21 protein-coding genes are annotated in these 21,459 nt (G+C 36.9%); 17 read left to right on the top strand and 4 right to left on the bottom strand.

From position 1 onward, the window contains the following. The first annotated feature begins 8 nt into the window (after positions 1–8). The 16 genes from uxuA to ACHZEU_RS14945 all read left to right on the top strand — a co-directional run bounded on the left by uxuA (position 9) and on the right by ACHZEU_RS14945 (position 16,656). Entirely contained in the window at positions 9–1,073 is a 1,065-nt protein-coding gene (gene uxuA / locus ACHZEU_RS14870) for a mannonate dehydratase (protein WP_279493397.1), read from the top strand. Between the two features lie 9 nt (positions 1,074–1,082). Next, complete coding sequence (locus ACHZEU_RS14875) at positions 1,083–2,105, top strand: zinc-binding alcohol dehydrogenase family protein (protein ID WP_048393955.1); 1,023 nt, start codon at positions 1,083–1,085, stop codon at positions 2,103–2,105. Continuing rightward, a complete protein-coding gene (locus tag ACHZEU_RS14880; RefSeq protein ID WP_048393957.1) occupies positions 2,098–2,931 on the top strand; it encodes an SDR family oxidoreductase in 834 nt (277 codons plus the stop codon). Before ACHZEU_RS14875 ends, ACHZEU_RS14880 begins: the two co-directional genes overlap by 8 nt. A gap of 36 nt (positions 2,932–2,967) precedes the next feature. After that, positions 2,968–4,233 carry an MFS transporter gene (locus ACHZEU_RS14885; protein ID WP_404803512.1) on the top strand — a complete coding sequence of 422 codons (1,266 nt, stop codon included), beginning with the start codon at positions 2,968–2,970 and terminating at the stop codon, positions 4,231–4,233. Positions 4,234–4,254: 21 nt separating this feature from the next. Beyond that, a complete protein-coding gene (locus tag ACHZEU_RS14890; protein ID WP_404803513.1) occupies positions 4,255–5,754 on the top strand; it encodes a UxaA family hydrolase in 1,500 nt (499 codons plus the stop codon). Positions 5,755–5,766: 12 nt separating this feature from the next. Continuing rightward, positions 5,767–7,032, top strand: a complete 1,266-nt coding sequence (locus ACHZEU_RS14895) for a hypothetical protein (protein ID WP_048393960.1) — start codon at positions 5,767–5,769, stop codon at positions 7,030–7,032. Further along, complete coding sequence (locus ACHZEU_RS14900) at positions 7,020–8,027, top strand: zinc-binding alcohol dehydrogenase family protein (protein ID WP_048393961.1); 1,008 nt, start codon at positions 7,020–7,022, stop codon at positions 8,025–8,027. Before ACHZEU_RS14895 ends, ACHZEU_RS14900 begins: the two co-directional genes overlap by 13 nt. Before the next feature lie 15 nt (positions 8,028–8,042). Continuing rightward, entirely contained in the window at positions 8,043–9,041 is a 999-nt protein-coding gene (allD, locus tag ACHZEU_RS14905; protein ID WP_404803514.1) for an ureidoglycolate dehydrogenase, read from the top strand. Between the two features lie 74 nt (positions 9,042–9,115). Then, complete coding sequence (locus ACHZEU_RS14910) at positions 9,116–10,114, top strand: LacI family DNA-binding transcriptional regulator (RefSeq protein WP_048393963.1); 999 nt, start codon at positions 9,116–9,118, stop codon at positions 10,112–10,114. A gap of 141 nt (positions 10,115–10,255) precedes the next feature. Then, the gene (locus ACHZEU_RS14915) at positions 10,256–11,467 is read left to right on the top strand and encodes an MFS transporter (protein ID WP_279493387.1); all 1,212 of its coding nucleotides are present in this window, start codon (positions 10,256–10,258) and stop codon (positions 11,465–11,467) included. A gap of 153 nt (positions 11,468–11,620) precedes the next feature. Then, the gene (locus ACHZEU_RS14920; RefSeq protein ID WP_066037929.1) at positions 11,621–11,857 is read left to right on the top strand and encodes a small acid-soluble spore protein Tlp; all 237 of its coding nucleotides are present in this window, start codon (positions 11,621–11,623) and stop codon (positions 11,855–11,857) included. 251 nt (positions 11,858–12,108) lie between these two features. Further along, positions 12,109–12,642, top strand: coding sequence for an RNA polymerase sigma factor (locus ACHZEU_RS14925; protein ID WP_066037930.1), 534 nt, complete (start codon positions 12,109–12,111; stop codon positions 12,640–12,642). Next, a complete protein-coding gene (locus ACHZEU_RS14930; protein ID WP_279493386.1) occupies positions 12,629–14,272 on the top strand; it encodes a DUF4179 domain-containing protein in 1,644 nt (547 codons plus the stop codon). The genes ACHZEU_RS14925 and ACHZEU_RS14930 overlap by 14 nt, the downstream gene beginning before the upstream one ends. Before the next feature lie 146 nt (positions 14,273–14,418). Beyond that, the gene (locus tag ACHZEU_RS14935) at positions 14,419–14,700 is read left to right on the top strand and encodes a transporter suffix domain-containing protein (protein WP_103118974.1); all 282 of its coding nucleotides are present in this window, start codon (positions 14,419–14,421) and stop codon (positions 14,698–14,700) included. Then, on the top strand, positions 14,690–15,121 hold the full coding sequence (locus ACHZEU_RS14940) for a MarR family winged helix-turn-helix transcriptional regulator (protein WP_048393972.1): 432 nt from the start codon (positions 14,690–14,692) through the stop codon (positions 15,119–15,121). The genes ACHZEU_RS14935 and ACHZEU_RS14940 overlap by 11 nt, the downstream gene beginning before the upstream one ends. 251 nt (positions 15,122–15,372) lie before the next feature. Then, complete coding sequence (locus ACHZEU_RS14945) at positions 15,373–16,656, top strand: histidine--tRNA ligase (RefSeq protein WP_279493384.1); 1,284 nt, start codon at positions 15,373–15,375, stop codon at positions 16,654–16,656. A 62-nt stretch (positions 16,657–16,718) separates the two neighbouring features. Here ACHZEU_RS14945 and ACHZEU_RS14950 read toward each other — a convergent pair whose 3' ends face one another. Continuing rightward, positions 16,719–18,341: a hypothetical protein gene (locus ACHZEU_RS14950; RefSeq protein ID WP_279493383.1), complete on the bottom strand. Its 1,623-nt coding sequence runs from the start codon at positions 18,339–18,341 to the stop codon at positions 16,719–16,721. After that, the gene (locus ACHZEU_RS14955; protein WP_054549707.1) at positions 18,338–19,120 is read right to left on the bottom strand and encodes an ABC transporter ATP-binding protein; all 783 of its coding nucleotides are present in this window, start codon (positions 19,118–19,120) and stop codon (positions 18,338–18,340) included. Before ACHZEU_RS14955 ends, ACHZEU_RS14950 begins: the two co-directional genes overlap by 4 nt. Positions 19,121–19,340: 220 nt before the next feature. On the opposite strand from ACHZEU_RS14955, the gene ACHZEU_RS14960 reads away from it, so the two are divergent. Then, complete coding sequence (locus tag ACHZEU_RS14960; RefSeq protein WP_156181906.1) at positions 19,341–19,490, top strand: hypothetical protein; 150 nt, start codon at positions 19,341–19,343, stop codon at positions 19,488–19,490. Between the two features lie 49 nt (positions 19,491–19,539). Here ACHZEU_RS14960 and ACHZEU_RS14965 read toward each other — a convergent pair whose 3' ends face one another. Together ACHZEU_RS14965 and ACHZEU_RS14970 are read right to left on the bottom strand one after the other, a co-directional pair. Continuing rightward, positions 19,540–20,751, bottom strand: coding sequence for a Zn-dependent hydrolase (locus ACHZEU_RS14965; protein WP_404803515.1), 1,212 nt, complete (start codon positions 20,749–20,751; stop codon positions 19,540–19,542). Positions 20,752–20,755: 4 nt separating this feature from the next. Further along, positions 20,756–21,451, bottom strand: a complete 696-nt coding sequence (locus ACHZEU_RS14970; protein WP_048393979.1) for an L-2-amino-thiazoline-4-carboxylic acid hydrolase — start codon at positions 21,449–21,451, stop codon at positions 20,756–20,758. Positions 21,452–21,459: the final 8 nt, after the last annotated feature.

Genomic DNA, 21,459 nt, shown 5'->3' on the forward strand with positions numbered 1-21,459 from the left:
AATGACGTATGAATATGACATTTAGATGGTATGGTCGTGGCAATGATACAGTGAAATTAGAAGATGTGAAGCAAATACCAAATGTAAAAGGTATTGTTTGGGCACTCCATCACCTACCAGCAGGAGAGGTATGGACTAAAGAGGCTATTCAAGATGAAGTTGACTATATTCAATCGTTCGGATTCCATACAGATGTCGTGGAAAGTGTCAATGTCCATGAAGATATTAAATTAGGATTGTCAACACGTGATCAATATATAGAAAACTATAAACAATCTATTCGCAACCTTGGTGAAGTGGGTGTCAAAGTTATTTGCTATAACTTCATGCCCGTATTTGATTGGACACGTACAGATTTATTCCATCCATTAGAAGATGGCTCAACGGCTCTCTATTTTGATAAGGAAAAGGTCATGAACTTAGATCCACAAGAACTGGTGAATGAAGTAAGCGCATCTTCGGATTTAACCCTTCCAGGATGGGAACCAGAACGATTAGCTCGACTCTCAGATTTATTTGAGCAGTACAAAGAAGTAGATGAAGTTAAACTTTGGGATAACTTAACTTACTTCTTACAAGCTATTTTACCAGTTGCGGAAGAGGTAGGTATTCAAATGGCGATTCATCCAGATGATCCACCGTATTCAATCTTTGGCTTACCTCGCATTATTACAGGAGCAGAAAGCTATGAAAAATTAATTAAAATCTCTGATTCCATGGCAAATGGCTTTACGTTCTGCTCAGGTTCAATGGGAGCAGACCCACAAAATGATATGGTAGCCATCGCTGAAAAATATGCATATCGTGCTCCGTTTGCTCATATCCGCAATGTCAAGATTATGGAAAATGGTAGTTTCTTTGAAACATCACATTTTACATCGGATGGTTCAATCGATATTAAAAATATTGTACGTACATTAAATGACCAAAACTATGAAGGTTATGTACGTCCAGATCATGGTCGTCATATTTGGGGAGAACAATGTCGTCCAGGCTACGGCTTATATGATCGAGCACTTGGCATTATGTATTTAAATGGACTTTGGGATGCTTATGAAAATCTGAAGAAATAGGTGACATGTATGAAAGCACTACAAGTAATCAAACCTTTTGAAATGGCTTTAATTGACGTAGCAGAACCAGTAATAACAAAGTCAACAGATGTCCTTGTTCAAACAGAATATGTTGGTATTTGTGGCTCAGACATGCATATTTATCATGGTTCGAATCCATTAGCGACATTGCCTCGTGTACCTGGGCATGAAGTTGCTGGCCGAGTGTTAGAGGTTGGTCAAGACGTACAAGGTTTAAAAGCTGGTGACAAGGTTGTTGTCGAACCAATTCGTTATTGTGGTGAGTGCTATGCTTGCCGTAAAGGACAACCAAATGTCTGCGAACAACTTTCTGTTTTTGGTGTTCATGAAGATGGAGGCATGCGTGAGCGTTTTGTTGTAGCTGAAAAGCAATTGCATAAAGTAGCAGACCACACCTCTTTAGAAGAGGCAGTCTTAATTGAACCTTATACAATTGGCGCGCAGGCAGTATATCGTGGTGAATTACAGGCTGGTGAAACACTATTGATTCAAGGGGCCGGACCGATTGGCATTTGTATTTTAAAGATGGCTAAATTAATAGATGCACGCGTGATGATTTCTGATCTGGATCCAGCAAAGCTCTCATTTGCAAAAGAACTTGGTGCAGATGTAGTTGTTAATGTAAACGAGCAAGATTTATTAGAGGCTGTTAACCAATGGACAGATGGAGTAGGTGTCAATGTATCTATTGATGCAGTTTGTATTCCACTAACATTTAAACAATCTATCGATGCTGTTTCAGTTGCTGGGAGAGTAGTAGTCCTTAGCTTTGGAGAGGAAGCCATTGAGCTTGCCCCACTACCAATTACGAAAAAGGAATTATCGATAAAAGGCTCACGTTTACAAACATTCCAATTTGAAAATGTAGTGAAGCTTGTTGATGCTGGAAAGCTACAGCATCAAGGTTTAATTACACATACTTTCTCATTACATGAAGCAAAAGAAGCATTTGAATATATAGAAAAAAACCAAAATGAAGTACGTAAAGTTATTTTAAAAGTAGGTGAGTAAGGTGCATGAAGCATTGCAAAATAAAGTGGCTGTTGTAACGGGTGGTAGTGGTGTTCTTTGCTCAGAGATGGCAATGGAATTGGCTAGGCAAGGTATGCGAGTTGCTATTTTAAATCGTACAGCGCAAAAAGGAGAAGCAGTCGTCCGATCGATTACAGAAAATGGCGGAGAAGCAATTAATTTTTCTGTGGATGTTTTAAACAAAGAGTCGTTAATAGCAGCGAGACAAGCAATTTTACAGCAATATGGTCAAATTGATGTACTGATTAATGGAGCGGGCGGCAATCATCCAGATGCCATTACGGCTGATGAAGTATATAAAGAACAATCGACTACACCAAATTTCTTTGAATTAACACCAAGTGGTTTTGAAAGCGTATTCTCGAATAATTTTACAGGAACATTTTTGGCTGCCCAAGTTTTTGGTGAAGCATTGCTGAGAACGAAGGGCACAATTATTAATATTTCATCCATGAGCTCCTATGCCCCTATGACAAAAGTGCCTGCATATAGCGCGGCAAAGGCAGCGATTAATAACTTTACGCAATGGATGGCGGTGCATTTTGCAGAAGCAGGTTTACGTGTTAATGCCATTGCACCTGGATTTTTTATTACCGAACAAAACCGTAATTTATTGCTAACAGAAGATGGTTCATTAACTGCACGTTCAGAAAAAATCATTACAGCTACACCACAAAAGCGTTTTGGAAAACCACAAGATTTATTAGGAACTTTATTATTTTTAGCTGATGATACATACTCAGCATTTGTCACTGGCGTAACAATTCCTGTTGATGGTGGATTTATGGCTTATTCAGGCGTTTAACAAAGGGGATTTATTTCAAATTTAGGGGTGAATGATATGAAACAACAAGGTATTTTTGGAGACGGCAAAACGGTTGTAATTGTCATGCTATTTTTAGCGGGTGTCATTAACTATTTAGATCGTTCAGCACTATCAATTGCAGCACCATTTATTCAAGAAGATATTCATCTAACGTCAACCCAATTAGGGATTATCTTTAGTAGCTTCTCTGTTGGGTATGCCATTTTTAACTTCTTAGGTGGAATGGCTTCCGATAAATTTGGTGCCAAGTTAACGCTATTTGTAGCGATGATTGTATGGTCTTTATTTAGTGGAGCAATGGTTTTAGTCGTTGGGTTCGCATCGTTGATTATTGTTCGTATTGTATTTGGTATGGCGGAAGGGCCATTGTCATCAACCATAAATAAAATGGTGAATAACTGGTTTCCTGCGGATAAACGTGCCTCTGTAGTAGGGCTAGCCAATAGTGGTACGCCACTTGGTGGTGCAATCGCAGGTCCAATCGTTGGTTATATTGCATTAGCATATGGATGGAAATATTCATTTATTGCGATCATGATCCTTGGATTTATTTGGGCAATCGTATGGTTTAAAGTGGTGAAAGAAAAGCCAAACAAAGAAGACAGTGTAGAATCAATGGCAAACTTAGAGATTGCAGCAGAAGATATCAATCATAGTCGTGGTCTATCTTATTATTTAAAACAACCAACAGTATTATTTACTGCTTTTTCGTTCTTTGCCTATAACTATATCCTATTCTTTTTCTTAACTTGGTTCCCAAGTTATCTAGTAGAAGCTCGTGGAATGGCTGTAAAAGATATGAGTATTGTAACGGTTATTCCGTGGATTTTAGGATTCCTAGGTTTAGCATTGAGTGGAATTGTCTCAGATTTCATTTACAAACGCTTTATGCGTAAGGGAGTTTTATTCTCTCGTAAAGTGGTTCTAGTGACATGTTTATTCTTAGCAGCTGTATCGATTGGCTGTGCAGGTATTGTAACAACAACAGTTAGTGCTGTTGCGCTTGTTGCTACCTCTGTTTTCTTCTTATATTTAACAGGGGCTATTTACTGGGCAATCATTAATGATGTGGTGGAATCTAAGTATGTTGGATCTGTTGGCGGCTTTATGCACTTCCTTGCAAACACAGCTGGTATTATTGGGCCAACTTTAACAGGTTTCCTAGTAGACAGAACAGGAACATTCTCCGCAGMTTTCCTACTTGCAGGTGGCTTAGCGGTCATCGCTTCATTAGCAGTTATTAAATTTGTTACACCAATTGTTCATAAAGAATTAGCTTAAAAATAGAAAGGATKGATTCAAATGAACAATCAATCAATTATTAAAATTCATCCGATGGACAATGTTGCCATAGCCTTGAGTGATCTTCCTCAAGGATATTTACTTCCATTGGATGAAAAGGAAATAACGTTACAGCAACAAGTACTACGTGGGCATAAGATCGCCATCAAGACTCTTTCTAAAGATGCACACATCACGAAATATGGTTTTTCAATTGGTCATGCGACAGAAGAAATCCTAGCAGGTAGCTGGGTTCATTCCCATAACATGAAAACCAATTTATCGGGTGAATTAAGCTATGAATTTAATCCAAAAACACATCCCGTAGCCGAGTCTCGTCATGCACAGCGCACGTTCAAGGGGTATCGTAGAAAAGATGGTCAGGCTGGTGTACGAAATGAAATTTGGATTATTAATACGGTTGGATGTATTAACAAAGTAGCTGAAAACTTGGCGAAGTTAGGCAACCAATTATTGAAGGCTGACAATTTTGATGGTGTACAGCATTTCGCTCATCCATATGGTTGCTCACAACTTGGTGATGATTTAACGTATACACAAAAAATCTTAGCTAATTTAATTCATCACCCTAATGCAGGGGCAGTCATTGTATTAGGGCTAGGATGTGAGAACAATTATATTGAGCTCTTTAAGAAAACAATTGGTCATTATGATGAACAACGCGTTTCCTTTTTAAATGTTCAAGAATCAGCAGATGAAATGGAAGAGGGTCAACAACTGCTTGAAAAAGCCTTTGACTATGTGACGACATTTGACAGACAAACATTACCTATTTCAGAACTGAAAATTGGTTTGAAATGTGGTGGTAGTGATGGTTTCTCTGGCATTACCGCTAATCCGATGATTGGTGTATTTTCTGACCAGTTGATCTCAGCTGGAGGTGCAACGGTGTTAACGGAAGTTCCAGAGATGTTTGGTGCTGAACAGATTTTAATGGAACGTGCAAAAGATGCCTCTGTTTTTGAGGATATTGTGCATTTAGTAAATGACTTTAAACAGTATTTTATGAAATATAATCAACCTGTCTATGAAAATCCCTCTCCAGGAAATAAAGCGGGTGGAATAACAACATTGGAAGAAAAATCACTTGGCTGTATACAAAAAGGGGGCTTTCAAGAGGTAAAAGAAGTGCTTGATTATGGCGAACGTATGACAACAAAGGGGCTACATTTACTAAACGGTCCAGGAAATGATCTTGTTTCAACAACAGCACTGGCCTCAACAGGCTGCCAAATCGTCCTTTTCTCAACTGGTAGGGGAACACCCTTTGGAGGACCTACACCAACAGTCAAAATTTCAACAAACACACCACTTTATGAACGAAAAAAAAATTGGATTGACTTTAACGCAGGGCAGTTAGTGGATGGGAAGCCGATGGATGTATTAGTCGATGAATTTATGGATTATATAGTAGCGCTAGCTTCAGGTGAAGTGCAAACGAATAATGAGAAATATGGATTCAAAGAAATCGCCATTTTTAAAGATGGCGTGACGATGTAGGAGAGAAATGACATGAAACATCCTATTAAAATTATGCAAATAGGTGATGGGAATTTTATCAGAGGCTTTTTTGACCTAGCAGTTGAAAAACTACAAGTCCCTTGCAGTATTGTTTCTGTCGCAGCAACAGCAAGAGGAAAAACAGTTAAACTGCTAGAAGAACAACAGCTGCAATTCACTGTGATGGAACGTGGGCTAAAAAACGGTGAGGTCGTAGAAGAAGAAACCACTATTAAGATTATTCAAGATACTATTCATCCATATGAAAACTGGCCTACATTTTTACAATATGCACAGTCTGAGACATTAGAAATGATTGTGTCTAATACAACAGAGGCAGGGATTTATTATGAAAATATTCCTTATCCTACGGCTTGTCCCACAAGCTATGCAGCAAAGTTAACCGTCTTTCTAGAACAATATTACAAACATTTTCAAGGTGAAAAACAAGTGGCAATTGTGCCTTTGGAATTAATAGAACAGAATGGTTCTACATTAAAAACAATTTGTCTACAGCATGCTAAAGACTGGAAGTTGCCTACAGCATTTAATGATTGGCTTGCTACGTTAACTTTTTGTAATACACTTGTAGACCGTATTGTAACAGGTTATCCACAGGATTATCAGGGGGAGGATGCCCTTTACACAGTTTGTGAACCGTATTTCTTATTTATAATTGACCAAAAAGAGCCATTTAAACATTGGCCAACAAGTCATGATTTCCCTTTTGTCTTTGATGATTTAGACATGTATCGAAAACGCAAAGTTGCCATTTTAAATGGTAGTCATATTTTGCTTTCAGCATTCGGCAAGATTTTTAACTATACAACTGTAAGAGAGGCATTTTCACATGCAGGTGTTCGAGCCTTTATTGAAAAAGTAACAAACGATTTTACCCAACGCTTCCAAGTGGATGAGCACTATCAGCAAGATGTCTTTGAACGTTTTTTAAACCCATTTATTGAGCATCAGCTATATGATATTCAATTAAATGAGTTATCCAAGTGGCAAACACGTATTGCCCCTTACGCTGAAACAGAAATATACTATCAAGCTTTAGCAATAGGGATATATGCAATGAATCCAACACGCTTTTCCGTGCGTGAATCTGATCAAATTATTGAAAAACTGACTGAAATCCATAACTATTTTGAACAAGGTCAGTCAGAGCCAATGCAACAATTTATCGAACAATATTTCCAGTGTGATGCAGCAAAGGTTATTCAGCAATTATCTACAATTACTAGTTTATTGGAGGCAATAGCATGCGACAATTAATCATTAATGAACCGTTTCAAATGGTGGAACGTGAAGTAGACAAGCCTAGTATTGAAGGAAGTCATGATGTTTTATTAAAAATCACGCATATTGGTGTATGTGGAACAGACACACATGCTTTTGCAGGTGAACAACCATTCTTTAGTTATCCACGAGTGTTAGGCCACGAACTAGCTGCTATCGTGGAAGAAGTCGGTGAAGCAGTTAAGGACATCCAAGTAGGAGATCGTGCAACAGTTATTCCATACATCCATTGTGGAGAGTGTGTTGCATGTCGTCGAGGTCAAACAAACTGCTGTAAATCTTTGAAAGTATTAGGTGTACATATGGATGGTGGTATGGGTGAATATATCGTAGTTGATGAAAGTATTGTAATTACTGATAATGCTGTGTCAGGTGACCAATTAGCCATTGTGGAGCCATTAGCTATTGGTGCCCATGCAGTACGTCGTTCGGAACTAACAGAAAATGATACGGTACTTGTTATCGGTGCAGGGCCAATTGGATTAGGAGCAGCACGTTTTGCTAAGTTACGCGGTGCAAAAACAGTATTAATGGATTTGAACGAAGAACGTTTAAAAGAAGGACAGGCATGGTCGGAAGCGGATGGTGTGATTGTTGGTAGCCATGACATAATGGCGCAGTTACATGAAAAATTTAATGGTGAACTTCCTACAGTTGTCTTTGATGCAACAGGCAATCAACAATCAATGGAATCCTCATTTCAATACGTAGAAAATAGTGGCACATTAGTGTTTATTGGTTTAATGAAGAAAACCATTACATTTAATGATCCTGAATTTCATTCAAAGGAATTAACATTGAAGAGCAGCCGTAATGCTACGTTAGAAGATTTTGAGACGGTTATGAACTACATGCAGTCAGGAGCTATAAAGAAAGGCTATGTTACGAAGCATATTGCATTCGATGAAGCTATTTCTTACTTTGAGGCAAAACAATACAACACAAATAAAGCACAAATCTATTTTAAATAATGGGGAGGATTTTCAATGAATATTTCTGTACCAGCATTAAAAAAAATAGTAGTTCAAAAATTCACAACTGAAGGTGTTGAAGCTGAAACAGCAGCGCAAGTAGCAGATGTTTTGATTTATGCCGATTTACGTGGTGTCAGTTCTCACGGTGTTATGCGCGTGGAGCATTATATAACACGTTTACAGGCAGGTGGAATAACGAAAAACCCTCATTTTTCAGTAGAAAAAAGAGGCACAAATCACCTTCTTTTTAAGGGGGATAATGGCTTTGGGCATGTCATTTGTAAGGAAGCTATGGATGAAACCATTAAAGTGGCTAAGGAACATGGCTCATGTACAACGATTATTCAAGAGAGTAGCCATTGTGGGGCACTCGGCTATTTTCTTGAACAAGCCACGAGTGAAAATTTAATTGCTATTATGTGCTCTCAAACGGACTCCGCAGTTGTTCCTTTTGGCGGAAAAGAGCCTTACTTTGGTACGAATCCAATTGCTTACGGTTTTCCAACCAACGATAAACCGATTATTTTGGACATGGCAACAAGCAATGTAGCGCTAGGGAAAATTCTATATGCACGTGAAAAAGGGGAGACAATTCCAAATACATGGGGAGTTGATGCACAAGGAGCACCAACTACAGACGCACACCAAGTAAAATCTTTAACACCGTTWGMAGGGMCAAAAGGATATGGTATGGCACTTGTAATAGATGTTCTTTCTGGAATTTTAGCAAGTGCAGCTTTTGGTCCTCACATTTCAAAAATGTATGGTGATTACGAACAGAAACGTAATCTAGGACAATATTTATATGTATTAGATCCAAATATTTTTGGAGATGTAAATCAATTCAAAGCAAATATCTCGAAAATGATAAATGAATTACATGATGCGCCAACAGCACCAAATTTTGATCAGGTACTAGTGCCTGGTGAAATTGAACAGATACGTAGTTTGGAAACAATGGATAAGGGCATTGACTTACCTGAACAAGTATATAACTATTTGACTAGTTAATTTAACCAGTAAAGTATGCTATGCTACATAATACCAAGGAGAGTTTTCATACTATAGGTAGGAGATTGATTTTAGTGAAAAAAACAACAATTGCCGATGTTGCACAATATGCAAATGTTTCGAATAGTACAGTATCGCAATATTTGAATAAGCGATATGAATATATGAGTACAGAGACTCGTAAGAAAATTGAAGAGGCTATTGAAGCATTGCAATATCGTCCAAATTTAATGGCTCGTAGCTTAAAACAGAAATCTACCTTTACAATTGGTATTATTGTGGCGAATATTATCCATGACTTTTCAACAAAAATAATAAATGCATTGGAAGCAGAGTTCGATAAAGAAGGCTTTCATATGATTGTGTGTAACTCAGCGGATAACCCTAAAAAAGAGAAAAAACATATCGAAACTTTACTAGAAAAACAGGTGGATGGCTTAATCGTTTTTCCAACAGGAGAAAACAAAAATCTCTACATAAGGCTTCATCAACAAGCAATGCCAATCGTTTTTATTGACCGTTTTATTGAGGGAGTAGATATTCCTGCTGTATTGCTTGATAATTTTTCTGCCATGGATACGGCAGTGGAGACATTTCGAAAGCAACCAATAGCCATTATCACTACTTCTTTAGCCTTACCGATTACTCCTCGTGTCGAACGTTTAGAAGGATTTCGTCAAGCGCTCAGAAATAGGAATCTGTTGATCGATGAGCGCTATATAAAAAATGGTGAGCCAGCTCAAATGACAGAGATTTTTAATCAATTATTTACGTTGGAGCAACCACCAAGAGGAATCATTGCGGCAAATGATCGTATTTTCCAAGAATTAATGCTTTATATTAAAAAAAGAAACTTACATGTGCCTAATGATGTACAAGTAATTGCTGTGGATGATGTACCATATGCCAATTTTTTAACACCTTCCATTACAACATTGCAACAGCCCATTTTACCAATGGCACAGAAAGCGGCATCATTGCTCTTAGCAAAAATTAAAAAAGAACATCTAGCTGATGACCAAAAACTATATCGCTTCAAACCGATATTAATCGATCGAGATTCAACTAACTAAAAAGGCAACCCAAAGCTATGAATTAGCTAAGGGTTGCTATTTTTAGTTGCACAGCTATTCATCGATAGATATGATTATCTAAAGGAATACTTTTATGTCAAAAAAGACCAATCATTCATTTTGGTGATAGAAAGGGGACTTATGAGCATTGCTAGGAAGTATTGGCTCATTCTATTTGGCTTTGGTTTCTCGTATTTAGGAAATTGGGTGAATCTAGTTGCGCTCAATTTATTAGTTTGGCATTTAACAGAATCGCCTACTGCTATGGCGAGTATATTTATTGTAGGACCGATTGCTCGAATTTTAACAAGCTTTTTTGCAGGCTCCATCATTGATCGATCGAATAAACAAAAATTAATGATCTATAGTGATATTATTCGTGGCATATTGATTTTATTGTTACCTTTTACGTCCTCTATTTGGCTCATCTATTGTGTTTTATTTTTATCTAATATAGCAAGTAGCTTTTTTGGGCCAAGTAGTACCTATTATATTTCGAAATATATACCAGATGAAGATAAACAATCCTTTAATGCAATATTAGGAATGTTTAGCTCAGGCTCATTTTTAATTGGGCCAGCATTGGCTGGGTTTATCATTGCCATTTCCAATATTTCTATAGCGTTTTGGTTTAATGCTTTGACGTTCTTTATCTGTGCACTCTCCATTTTTAAGCTTCCCGCAGTAGAAGATCATCAGGACATGCACCGAAAACCCATTACTTGGAGGATGCTAAAAGAGGATTATGGTATTGTCTACGCCTATATAAAAAAAGAGCAAGTCTTTGCCAAAGTATTTCTTTATTTTCAAGGTGTATTGATGATTGCCTTTGCATTAGATTCACAGGAAGCTACATTTATTAAACAAAACCTTCAAGCTTCAGATAGTCTATATGGTGTCATCGTTAGTATCGCTGGAATTGGAGCTATTATTGGTGGAGCAATGGCTGCTCGCTATGCTAAAAGATTTTCAACAAGACAATATATTGTCTATGGTCTGCTTTTGACCACACTTTGCTATACATTGTTTTACTCTTCACCGAATGTGGCAATGGCGATTATTAGCTTTATAGCATTAGGAGTATGTATGTCATTTTGTAATGCGGGCTACAGCACCTTTTATCAAATAAGTGTACCGACATCAATTATGGGCCGTTTTGGTAGTGTTTCAACGATGGTCATTAATGTGCTACAGATTGTCTTTACGTTAGCCTTAGGGTTGCTATCGGAATGGCTCTCCCTACAAATGGTCTGCATTGTCTTTGGAATTGTAGCTATTTTCCTCTCCCTAGTTTTATATGTATTTATGCATTCAAAATCTGCCTATGAAGGTTTGAAGGAAGAGATTGTCTAAAAATCCTGTCAGGTGGAAACTTAATTGCTTTTAATGAAGGTAGAATTATTGGATAGATAGCGTTTAAAGGATGTTATTTTAGTAAAAGTTAGCACTCATATAATGATAAAATCATTCCAAAATAACCTTATGTCATAATTTGAGGAGGTTAACATGGCTAATTCAAGACATCGAAAACCAGATGATCGCTCCAATAATGTTGAACGCATTCGTGATATTGTTAAAAATACTGAGGAGAAAGTGCAGGAAGCAGAAATTAGTATGGAATTTGCAGATCCTCTAGAAAGTAACAGGCTAAAGGAAAAAAATAAGCGACGTAAACAGTCAATTGAAGCTTTAAAAGATGAAATGAAAGATGAAATGACAGCACGAAAAAAAGGTGAAGTTTAAAATTAGTTTCTAGAAGAATCAAATGTGATTCATGATATTGCCTTCGCTCACCATTTCCCAATAGCCAAAAACAGATGGATTAGATGTTCCATAACGGACCTCTATTGCCATCTGTTTTTTTGTACATTAACTGGATCTTTTTACATAAACACTAAATTAAAAAAGTACGTATATGAATTTCTTAAAAAAATGAACCTTTTCAAGTAGTCATTTGTTTATAACGTAGAACCATCAGAAAGGAGTGCCTTGGATTGACAGAACGTGAATTATTCGATTCATACAACAAAGATGTTTACCGTACCTGTTATTATATGCTACGGAATGCCCAAGATGCGGAAGATCTCTGCCATGATGTATTTGTCACCGTCTTTCGTCAGGATTGGAGAAGTGTAGAGCATACACGTGCTTGGATTTTACGGATTGCGATGAATCAATGTTTAAATTTGCTTAAAAGAAAGCAGGCTCAGTTAAAAAAAGTGAGTCAGGTACAGTTGCTACAGGAGCAAACTACGGCATCAGTTAAATCTGTAGACACCATTGTACTGGAGAAGGCAGCTGAGGAGGAGTGGGAGGCACTACTCAGACAGTTACCAGAAAAGTTAATGGCTGTTGTCACCCTCCGCTACATTGGTGAGCTATCATTAGTGGAAATTGCGGAAACGCTAAAGATTCCAGTGGGAACAGTGAAATCGAGACTCCATAAGGCATTGAAAATCATGCGCAAAAAACTAGAAAAAAATCAAAATTTATGGTTGAAGGGAGAGAATCAATTTGGAACGCATTGAAAAGAAATTGAAAAAAGAGATGAACGCAGACCATAACATGAAGTATCCTGACTTTGAACAAATGTGGAATGGTATCCAGCAGGATGAACTAAAAATGGTAAATGAACCGATCGAACTTCTACCTCGAAAAAGGAAGAGATTTGTTTTGGTCGCAGGATTAGCTGTTGCTCTAATGGCTACACCTGTCTATGCAGCACTGAACTATGATTGGTCAACTATTCTATCTTATAGAGCTGGTATTCAGTCGGCATTAGACCAGGGCTTAGGGCAGACGATTGAGAAATCCGTTACGAAGGATGGGTTTACGTTGACCGTACATACGGCGTTTATCGATGATAACAGAACCTTTCTTTTGTATAGTTTGAAACCTGATGCCTCTTGGGATGGAATGAATGTGAGTTTTGATCAAATCGGACTTCAAGATTCTAATGGTGATTTTATTCAAGGGAATTACTCACATCGCTGGAATGAAGATCTTGGTCTTTTCCAAGGGTATTTTGAGACAGACTGGGTGGCAGATAATCAGAAGTCAGACATTAAATTTTTAATGAAGAATATTCATTCTATTGGTGGTAAAGAACTGCCTATTAATTACAACCCTAATGACTCTCATACGCAGAATTTCACCATTCAAAAGGATGGAATTGACAATGTAATTCTACAAACCTTTGAACAATCAGACGGGAAAGTAATGCTTCAATCAGCGGTTCAATTTACAGATTCTGAAATGAAGAACAAATGGGTACGAATTAAGGCGCTAGATGATAAAAATCAGACTATTAAAGAAGCGGAAACACCTGTTTTTGGAACTCCTGGTGCTACTGGTGAATACTTTAGTCAGCAAATTTTCACTTCAGACAGCTTACGAGCGAAGGATACAAAGTTCCAACTAACTTATGAACATACATTAGATATTGCAAAGGATAATTGGAATATAGAGATGAATTTATCCAAAGAACAATTAAACAAGGGATCATTTAAAAAAGTCGTCAATATTCCTTTAGAAAATGCATCTAATGGAATAGTAATTCATGAAATGAAAGTTACTCCAACACAGGTACGTTTAATACTGACCCATAAGGAAAAATATGCACATATTCCTTACATGGACTATCAGCTGGATATTGGTGGCGTACTTTTGGATGGAGGTAGATGGGATATAGAAAACGAGCCTTATAAAACCGAACTTCGTTTTGAATTGACTGGAGTGGATGTGACCTCGTTAGCGAATCAAACTGTGGCATTGGTAGCTAAACATCGTGTTGATATAAAAGACGGTGACGAGCAACCGATTCATTTGACTGATATATCAGATACACCTCAAAGTAAGACATCTACGATTGGAGAGTATTCAATTACATGGACTTACTATAAGAAAGATAGCAATCTCTATGTGGAATCCTTTAGCACTGAACCTACATTTGGTGGTGTCTCTCAGACTTATTATCTAGATCATAAAGAGCGAAATTATGGAATGCCTATGATGACTCGCATACTTGGTGATGAAAATAATAAGCAGATGGATGAGTATAAGAATTTTAAAGATAAAGATCTTGATATTTATATTTGGAAATATACTACGAATTATCCAGATGCAGAGCTACGTATACCCCTTACATTTGGAAAATAACTAAATTAGTAATCCCATCTATTTGACTCTCACTATTCAAATAGATGGGATTTTTGTTATAAAGATTAAAAAGATTTACATAAAAAGAAATGTATCATATAGTTTAGTTAACTTAAATAAATTAATTATTGTACAGGAGAAGATACATGACCTCTAACGAAAAAACACAAAAATCTTTTGCTTATAAGCTTGGATTAGGCATTATTATCTTTTCACTTTCTTTATGGTTAATCCCAATTATTACACCTTTCACACCGATACCTACAAAAGTAAAGGCAGGGATAATACCAGGAAGTATTATTTTGGCTGAAATCTTATTTTGGCTTGGTGCTTTACTTGTTGGAAAAGAAGTAGCCAACAAATTTAAAAGCTATCTAAATCCTAAAAAATGGCGAGAAAAAGGTGACACTCAAAAAAATGAAGAATAACCAGGTAGCGGAGCAAATAAATCAAACCATTGAAGATATTTGGATCATGCTTGAGAAAATGGAAAGGGCTTATACTAATTTCTCCTTAAATAATCAGCAATATGTTCTTTTAACATTAGTGATGCGTCATCCATCCTGCTCGCCTTCAGAACTAGCAGATAAAATGGCTATTACAAAAAGTGCAGTGAGTCAGCAATTAACCAAGCTTGAACAGGATGGCTATATAATGAAAAGGCAGCATGAGGAGGATAAGCGTGCCTTTTCTGTTGAATTAGGTGAGAAGGGTCTATTATATAAACAGGAAGTCGAAGCCTTTAATCAACAGATTACAGAAAAGTACCATGCTCACTTAACAACTGAAGAGTTAGCTGAAATGTTAGCTACTCTAGAAAAAATGAAAAAAATACTGTGTGAATTTTAGAAAAAATTTGACATTCTATTGGGTGTGTCTTATAGTAACCCTTAATATAAAAGGGGGAATAAACATGGTCATTACTCTTGTCCAATCATTCACAACAAAACATCATCATCATCACTAGTCTTGCTATCTTTATTAACTTATTAATATTGAATAGGAAGACTATTTCTCATGTAATCGTATAAATAAAGCTGATTTGAAGCTTTATCGCTATACGGTTTTTTTATTGCTCAAAAAATGAGGAGGAGATTATGATGAAAAAAATAATGGACTATCAGAATGTTCGAGGAACACAAGATTATTTACCAGAGCAAGAGGCTACTCGTCGTGTGATACGACGTACGTTAGAAGATACATTTATAGCCTATGGCTGCAAGCCGTTAGAAACACCTATTCTTAACTATACAGAGTTGATGGCTTCTAAATATGCTGGTGGTGCTGAGATTTTAGAGGAGATGTATACATTAACAGATCGAGGTGAGCGAGATTTAGCGTTACGCTATGATTTAACAATTCCATTTGCAAAAGTTGTAGCGATGAATCCAGCGATTGCTATGCCATTTAAACGATATGAGATTGGCAAAGTGTTTCGAGATGGCCCCATCAAGGCTGGTCGTTTTCGCGAATTTACACAATGTGATGTAGATATTGTTGGGGTAGAATCACAGGCTGCTGAGGCGGAGCTAATGATGATGGCGATAGATGCCTTTAATCAGCTTAAACTTAAAATTAATCTCCAATATAATAATCGCAAGCTTTTAGTTGGTTTACTGCAATTATTTGAGGTTGAACAGGAACAAATGAATCGAGTTATTTTAACATTAGATAAGATTGAAAAAATAGACGAGAAAACAATACTCGCAGAATTGAAGGCATTGGGGTTATCAGATAATAGTATTCATAAAATAAAGCACTTTTTAGATGAACGTCCTCAAATAAGTATGGCGTATTTTGAAGGATTCGCGACCGAGAATGTCTTTTTACAACAAGGTTTACAGGAATTAATGGAACTAACTTCTTATTTAGAGGCACTTGAAATAAGTGACCAATGTATTTTCAATCCATTTTTAGCGAGGGGACTTGAAATTTACACAGGAACAATTTATGAAATTTTTTTAGCAGATGGAACAATCCGCTCAAGTATTGGTAGTGGGGGACGCTATGACAATGCTATTGGTGGCCTTTTAGAGACAAATCAAACCTATGCTACTGTTGGTATTTCATTTGGTTTAGATGTCATCTATACAGCATTGGAGCTTTCGGGAAAAACAGAGCAAAACGCTCCTAGCGTGGATATTTATATTATTCCTCTGGGAACAGAAAAAGAGGCACTAAAGCTAGCAACTGCATTACGGCGAGAAAAATATAAGATAGAAGTTGAGCTAAGTGGGAAAAAAGTGAAAAAGGCGATGGAAAAAGCCAATCGTGAAAACACACCAAAGGTTATTGTATTAGGAGATAACGAGGTCAATCAAAATATGTATAAAATAAAAGATATGAAAAGCGGTGAGGAAGAAATCGTTGCATTTATCTTTTAAACACCATAGCATGGAAAAAACGGCTGATCCCACTCTATTATAGGATTTGAGCCGTTTTTTGGTTATTTTTTCGATTTAAAAACCAGTTTCCATATCAAGATGTTGATGAAGAAAAGCACAATGAAATATATAGTAGAGCCGTATGTTATCTGACTAGCTATTACATAGTGCAGCCCTACAAGTAAACCTAAAGGGAGCAATAACAAAAGAATCTTCCAGCCTTGCGCATCATTAACTTCATCATAGGGTTTGGTAAAGGGTAATTTGTTTGTCATCATGACGAAACAAAGGATGGTATATAACCAACTTGTTACCAAAACAGCTAGTAAATCAGGGATAATTCGAATACCATAAATATAGCTAAAGACTATACTTAGTACTAAAAATAACGGAGTATACAATTTAATTAAAAATGCCTTTAAGCTACCTTTTTGTAAATCTGTATAATCTTTAAGCGGTAGCGTTTTATAAATCCATGCAGCCTTATATTTAGCAGAGTGACCAAGCATAAGGACAGCGGATGGTATAATCATCATACTAAAATAGATATTTAAATAGCTCATACTACTAGCATAATCGACTTCTTCCCCTCTGCTAAAAGTAAACATGAAAATAAAGGGAATAATAAATGAAAAGCCTAAAGATGGGTAGACCTTTAGCTTAAACTCTCGCTCTTGCTTCATCATCAGAGCTGCGAAGCGATAGAAAGCTCGTTCCTCGTGTGTTCTACACACAATGGTTAATAAAAACGACTTTAGTCGATTGTTCTTTTCCTTTTTAGACTTACTTGTACTTAGCAGTTTTTGGAGATTGCGTTCAAAGGTTGGTATGAGTTTAATATAGATCCAAATCGAAATAATAGGTACAATCACTGCTAAGATGGTATAAATGACTGTCAATAAGGATGTGTCACCATGCAGTATGAGTTCATAAGGGGCAGCGAACCACATCGGTATTAAGAAGAGGTTCCACCAATGAAACGATACTACCATATCTAAATTGACGAATTCAAAGGATCGAATAAGAACTTGGTAGCCAATCATCAGCATTAGAGATAAAGCGATTTGTACATAATTAATCATATCCTTCAGCTTTTCACCATCGAAGAAGCGTAAAATGGCAATATATAAAATGGCTGTGATGGCAACTATAAATAAATTCATTAATAGAATCTCAAGACCTGTTAAAATAAAAAACACAATACCTTGAGTAAAAAGGCTGACTATTAGAGGGATGGCTGTTAGGGCCAATGTTAAATAGGATAAATAAATAAAAATATGCATAAATTTTGCTGCATTAATTGTTTTAGCTGAAATAGGCTTAGTTGAAAGTATGCTTTTATCTCGTACATCTAAAAGCACAGAAGAAAAGTCAGAAATCAATGAAGTCATAATCAAAAAGATGATCATTGCAAAGGCGATACTCATCTGAAATAGAAAATTTTGACCAAATCCCATAAGCGGGATGAGTATAAGCCCGAATAACATATAAATCCATAGAGACTTAATGTAGCCATACTTTTGATTGTCTTTCTTTTTGTTTTGATTGAATAGGGTAGGTACTTTCCGTTCATCCATTGTTAATTTTATATGGAGGATTTTTCTCATCATGTCATAATCAATGCCCATTTTTATAAAAAGCCATCGGAACTTATCAAGCAATCGTAGCGTTTTGAAATCTGTCATAATTGTCCCCCACGAACGACGGACACAAATTTTTCTCCGATTTCCTGATGTTCATGAAATCCTGTTAACTGGTTAAAAATTCTTTCTAATGTTCCTTCAGTATTATCTGCTTGTAATTGGGCAAATGTTCCGTCCGCTGCAATTTTTCCATCATACAGCAAAATGATGCGGCTACTGATTTTTTCAACGACATCCATAATGTGTGATGAGTAAAATATAGTCTTTCCATTGGCAGCTAGTTGCGTTAAGATTTCTTTAAAAATCATGACACTGTTTGCGTCTAGGCCATTGATTGGTTCATCTAAAAATAGCAGGTCTGGATTATGTATAAGGCTTGCAATAATTAGTAGTTTTTGACGCATGCCTTTAGAATAGGAAGAAATTCTAGAATGGTATGCTTCACCAACTCCAAACAGTTCCATTAGTGATTTGGATTTGTCAGCCGCCTCCTCTAGCTCTAATCCATATAGCTGGCCGATGAAGGTTAAATACTCATAGCCTGTTAAGTTATCATAAACATCAGCGATTTCAGGGACGTAACCAATTCGCCGTTTATAATCAATTTGGTCTTGTCCTATGCTTTTCCCAAAGAGCTTAATTTCGCCACCAAAATCACCTTCTAGCCCTAGAATAAGTTTTACAGTTGTACTTTTACCCGCGCCATTGGGGCCGATATAACCGATGATTTCACCTCTAGCTGCGTGAAGGTCAATCCCTTTCAAAATTTCCTTGTTTCCATAACTCTTCGTTAAATTCGTAATTGTTAAAATCTCTTCCATTTTATAGCCCCTTTCAATTATTTTGGAAAATTAACCATAATTACACTATATCATATTAAAAGAGATAATATTCCTTATGCTAAAATGAAACCAGTTCAATCAAAAATAGAGAGATCTTCTTATATAAAGGGAAATTTAAAAACGAAATAGATTTATTATTTTAAGGTAAATACGCTTTATTTATAGTTGGCTTATTTCAAAAAAGTGAGGTGAATGACACATGAAAAAAATTGAAGTGGTATTGTCTGACTATAAACCAAATTGGGCTATCTTTTTCAATATGATTCGCCCAACATATACCCTGAAAAAAGAGCCTTTTATTCAAAAGGTGATTACTCAAGCTAAAAATGAAGGTTATGGAAAAAATTAAAAAAGCCATTCTAAAAAAATTAGAGAATGGCTTTCTTCTATATAGTAGTCTATTTAGCAAGTTCAACAACTGTATCATAAAAAATATTAGTTGCTACAATAATATCCTCATCTGAACTGTCTTCTAAAGGATTGTGACTAATACCATCCTTTGAACGGACGAATAGCATCCCAATCGGTGCAATTGCAGCTATATTCATTGCATCATGCCCAGCACCACTTATGAGAGAATAAGGACGTATACCTTGCTTTTCAATACTTGTAGTAAGTTGCTGTTGTAGTAAGGCATCGGTTTTTTCAGGCTTAATGCGCTGTAATACGTTGGAAGCCAATGAGACATGTCTTCGTTCAGCAATTTGTTGAAGCTGTTGCATAATTTCTTGCTCTAATGCACTTACTTTATTTTCGTCAATATCACGAAGATCAATCGAGAACGTAACTTTACCTGGTATAACGTTTGTCCCATTTGGGGAGACCGTTAGCTTACCAACCGTTGCAACGGAATCTGTTGTATTGGTTAATAGTTGCTCAATAGCTAAAATCATTTCACTTGCTGCAGTTAGAGCATCCTGACGAATCGGCATAGGTGTTGCACCAGCATGTTCACTGACACCCGTTACGGTTACCTCTAACCATAATGGGGCTGCAATACCTGTGACAACACCGACTGGTAGGTCTTCATTTTCTAACACTTTTCCTTGCTCGATATGCATTTCTAAATAAGCTTTTATGTCATTACGATGCACTTGTGTTAAAGGATAAGGTGATAAATGGAAATCTTTCATGGCTTCTTCGATGGAAATGCCAGCTTCATCTGTATGCTGTAATTGCTCCTCTGTTAAAAGACCAGCCATTGCACTACTGCCAAGGAGCCCAAAGCCAAATCTTGTTCCTTCCTCATCCTTAAAAGCGACAACTTGAATTTTTTTAGAGGGTATCAACTGTTGCTCATGCATAGTATGTACCACTTCAATAGCTGCTAGCACCCCTAATGCTCCATCATATTTGCCACCCTCTGGTACTGTATCGATGTGAGAACCTAGCATAATGGTTTCATTTCCTTCACCATATGTACCAATAAGGTTTCCAACTGCATCGATTGTGACATTCATACCTGCTTGTTCCATATAAGTTGTGACTAACTCAATTGCCTGCTTTTCTTCTGGTGTGAACGAGAAGCGGTTAATGCCACCTGTCTTTTCATTACGACCAATTTGACTTAAGTCTTGAAGATGCTGTACGAGCCTAACTCCGTTAATCATGACATCACTCTTTCATTTGGAATTGGAAGTGGCACTGTCCTTCACGTAAAACAAATTGATCATGTACCACCTCTAGGCTTTTATTGTACCCTTTAGCAATAGAGGGGTCGATGACTTTACAATACAAAATTCCATATTTACCCATATCATCATCTGCCCATTGTTGACCTAATGGGCAGTGAGTAAACGTTTGTTCAACCTCATTTTCCTTATAAACTGTATCGATTTCAAACAAATCACTGCGACCCATATCATAGTTAGTTAAATAATGCTCCACGGAATTTTCTAGACCGTTTGTGCGAGCACGTTGAGCAATACCTTGGCCTCGCTTATGACCAAAACGTTCTACTGCCCGCATAATCACTTGTTCACCAGCTTCTCCATATTCATCTACAACTGGCTTGGCAATCTGTGCAAACATTTTAGAAAATCGAGCAAACGGTGTTAAATCAGCAAACTTCTCTTCACCTACAACGATTTGGGGTAAGTATTCAAAGAAAGTATGATTTTCCCCTTCTGCTGTTGCTTTTTTCGCCATGGCTTCAGCATCCTTTAAACCAAACGCCTCTAAGCCTTTTTGTACTAATCTCCGACCATGCTCTCCGTACTGCTCTGTAATGGAGAGATGTAATTCTGTAAACATTTTTGCGGTAATTATGTCCATAGATAAAGCCTTCATCATTAATCTTTCCTCTGCCATTTTATGAG

Source organism: Lysinibacillus sp. S1 (assembly GCF_044986265.1).
Classification (GTDB): domain Bacteria; phylum Bacillota; class Bacilli; order Bacillales_A; family Planococcaceae; genus Lysinibacillus; species Lysinibacillus capsici.

What these genes read in the sequence shown, in the direction of transcription:
- uxuA (WP_279493397.1), top strand. Translation starts at nt 9, where the DNA reads ATGAATATGACATTTAGATGGTATGGTCGTGGCAATGATACAGTGAAA.
- ACHZEU_RS14875 (WP_048393955.1), top strand. Translation starts at nt 1,083, where the DNA reads ATGAAAGCACTACAAGTAATCAAACCTTTTGAAATGGCTTTAATTGAC.
- ACHZEU_RS14890 (WP_404803513.1), top strand. Translation starts at nt 4,255, where the DNA reads ATGAACAATCAATCAATTATTAAAATTCATCCGATGGACAATGTTGCC.
- ACHZEU_RS14895 (WP_048393960.1), top strand. Translation starts at nt 5,767, where the DNA reads ATGAAACATCCTATTAAAATTATGCAAATAGGTGATGGGAATTTTATC.
- ACHZEU_RS14900 (WP_048393961.1), top strand. Translation starts at nt 7,020, where the DNA reads ATGCGACAATTAATCATTAATGAACCGTTTCAAATGGTGGAACGTGAA.
- ACHZEU_RS14915 (WP_279493387.1), top strand. Translation starts at nt 10,256, where the DNA reads ATGAGCATTGCTAGGAAGTATTGGCTCATTCTATTTGGCTTTGGTTTC.
- ACHZEU_RS14920 (WP_066037929.1), top strand. Translation starts at nt 11,621, where the DNA reads ATGGCTAATTCAAGACATCGAAAACCAGATGATCGCTCCAATAATGTT.
- ACHZEU_RS14935 (WP_103118974.1), top strand. Translation starts at nt 14,419, where the DNA reads ATGACCTCTAACGAAAAAACACAAAAATCTTTTGCTTATAAGCTTGGA.
- ACHZEU_RS14940 (WP_048393972.1), top strand. Translation starts at nt 14,690, where the DNA reads ATGAAGAATAACCAGGTAGCGGAGCAAATAAATCAAACCATTGAAGAT.
- ACHZEU_RS14945 (WP_279493384.1), top strand. Translation starts at nt 15,373, where the DNA reads ATGAAAAAAATAATGGACTATCAGAATGTTCGAGGAACACAAGATTAT.
- ACHZEU_RS14950 (WP_279493383.1), bottom strand. Translation starts at nt 18,341, where the DNA reads ATGACAGATTTCAAAACGCTACGATTGCTTGATAAGTTCCGATGGCTT.
- ACHZEU_RS14955 (WP_054549707.1), bottom strand. Translation starts at nt 19,120, where the DNA reads ATGGAAGAGATTTTAACAATTACGAATTTAACGAAGAGTTATGGAAAC.
- ACHZEU_RS14960 (WP_156181906.1), top strand. Translation starts at nt 19,341, where the DNA reads ATGAAAAAAATTGAAGTGGTATTGTCTGACTATAAACCAAATTGGGCT.
- ACHZEU_RS14965 (WP_404803515.1), bottom strand. Translation starts at nt 20,751, where the DNA reads ATGATTAACGGAGTTAGGCTCGTACAGCATCTTCAAGACTTAAGTCAA.
- ACHZEU_RS14970 (WP_048393979.1), bottom strand. Translation starts at nt 21,451, where the DNA reads ATGGCAGAGGAAAGATTAATGATGAAGGCTTTATCTATGGACATAATT.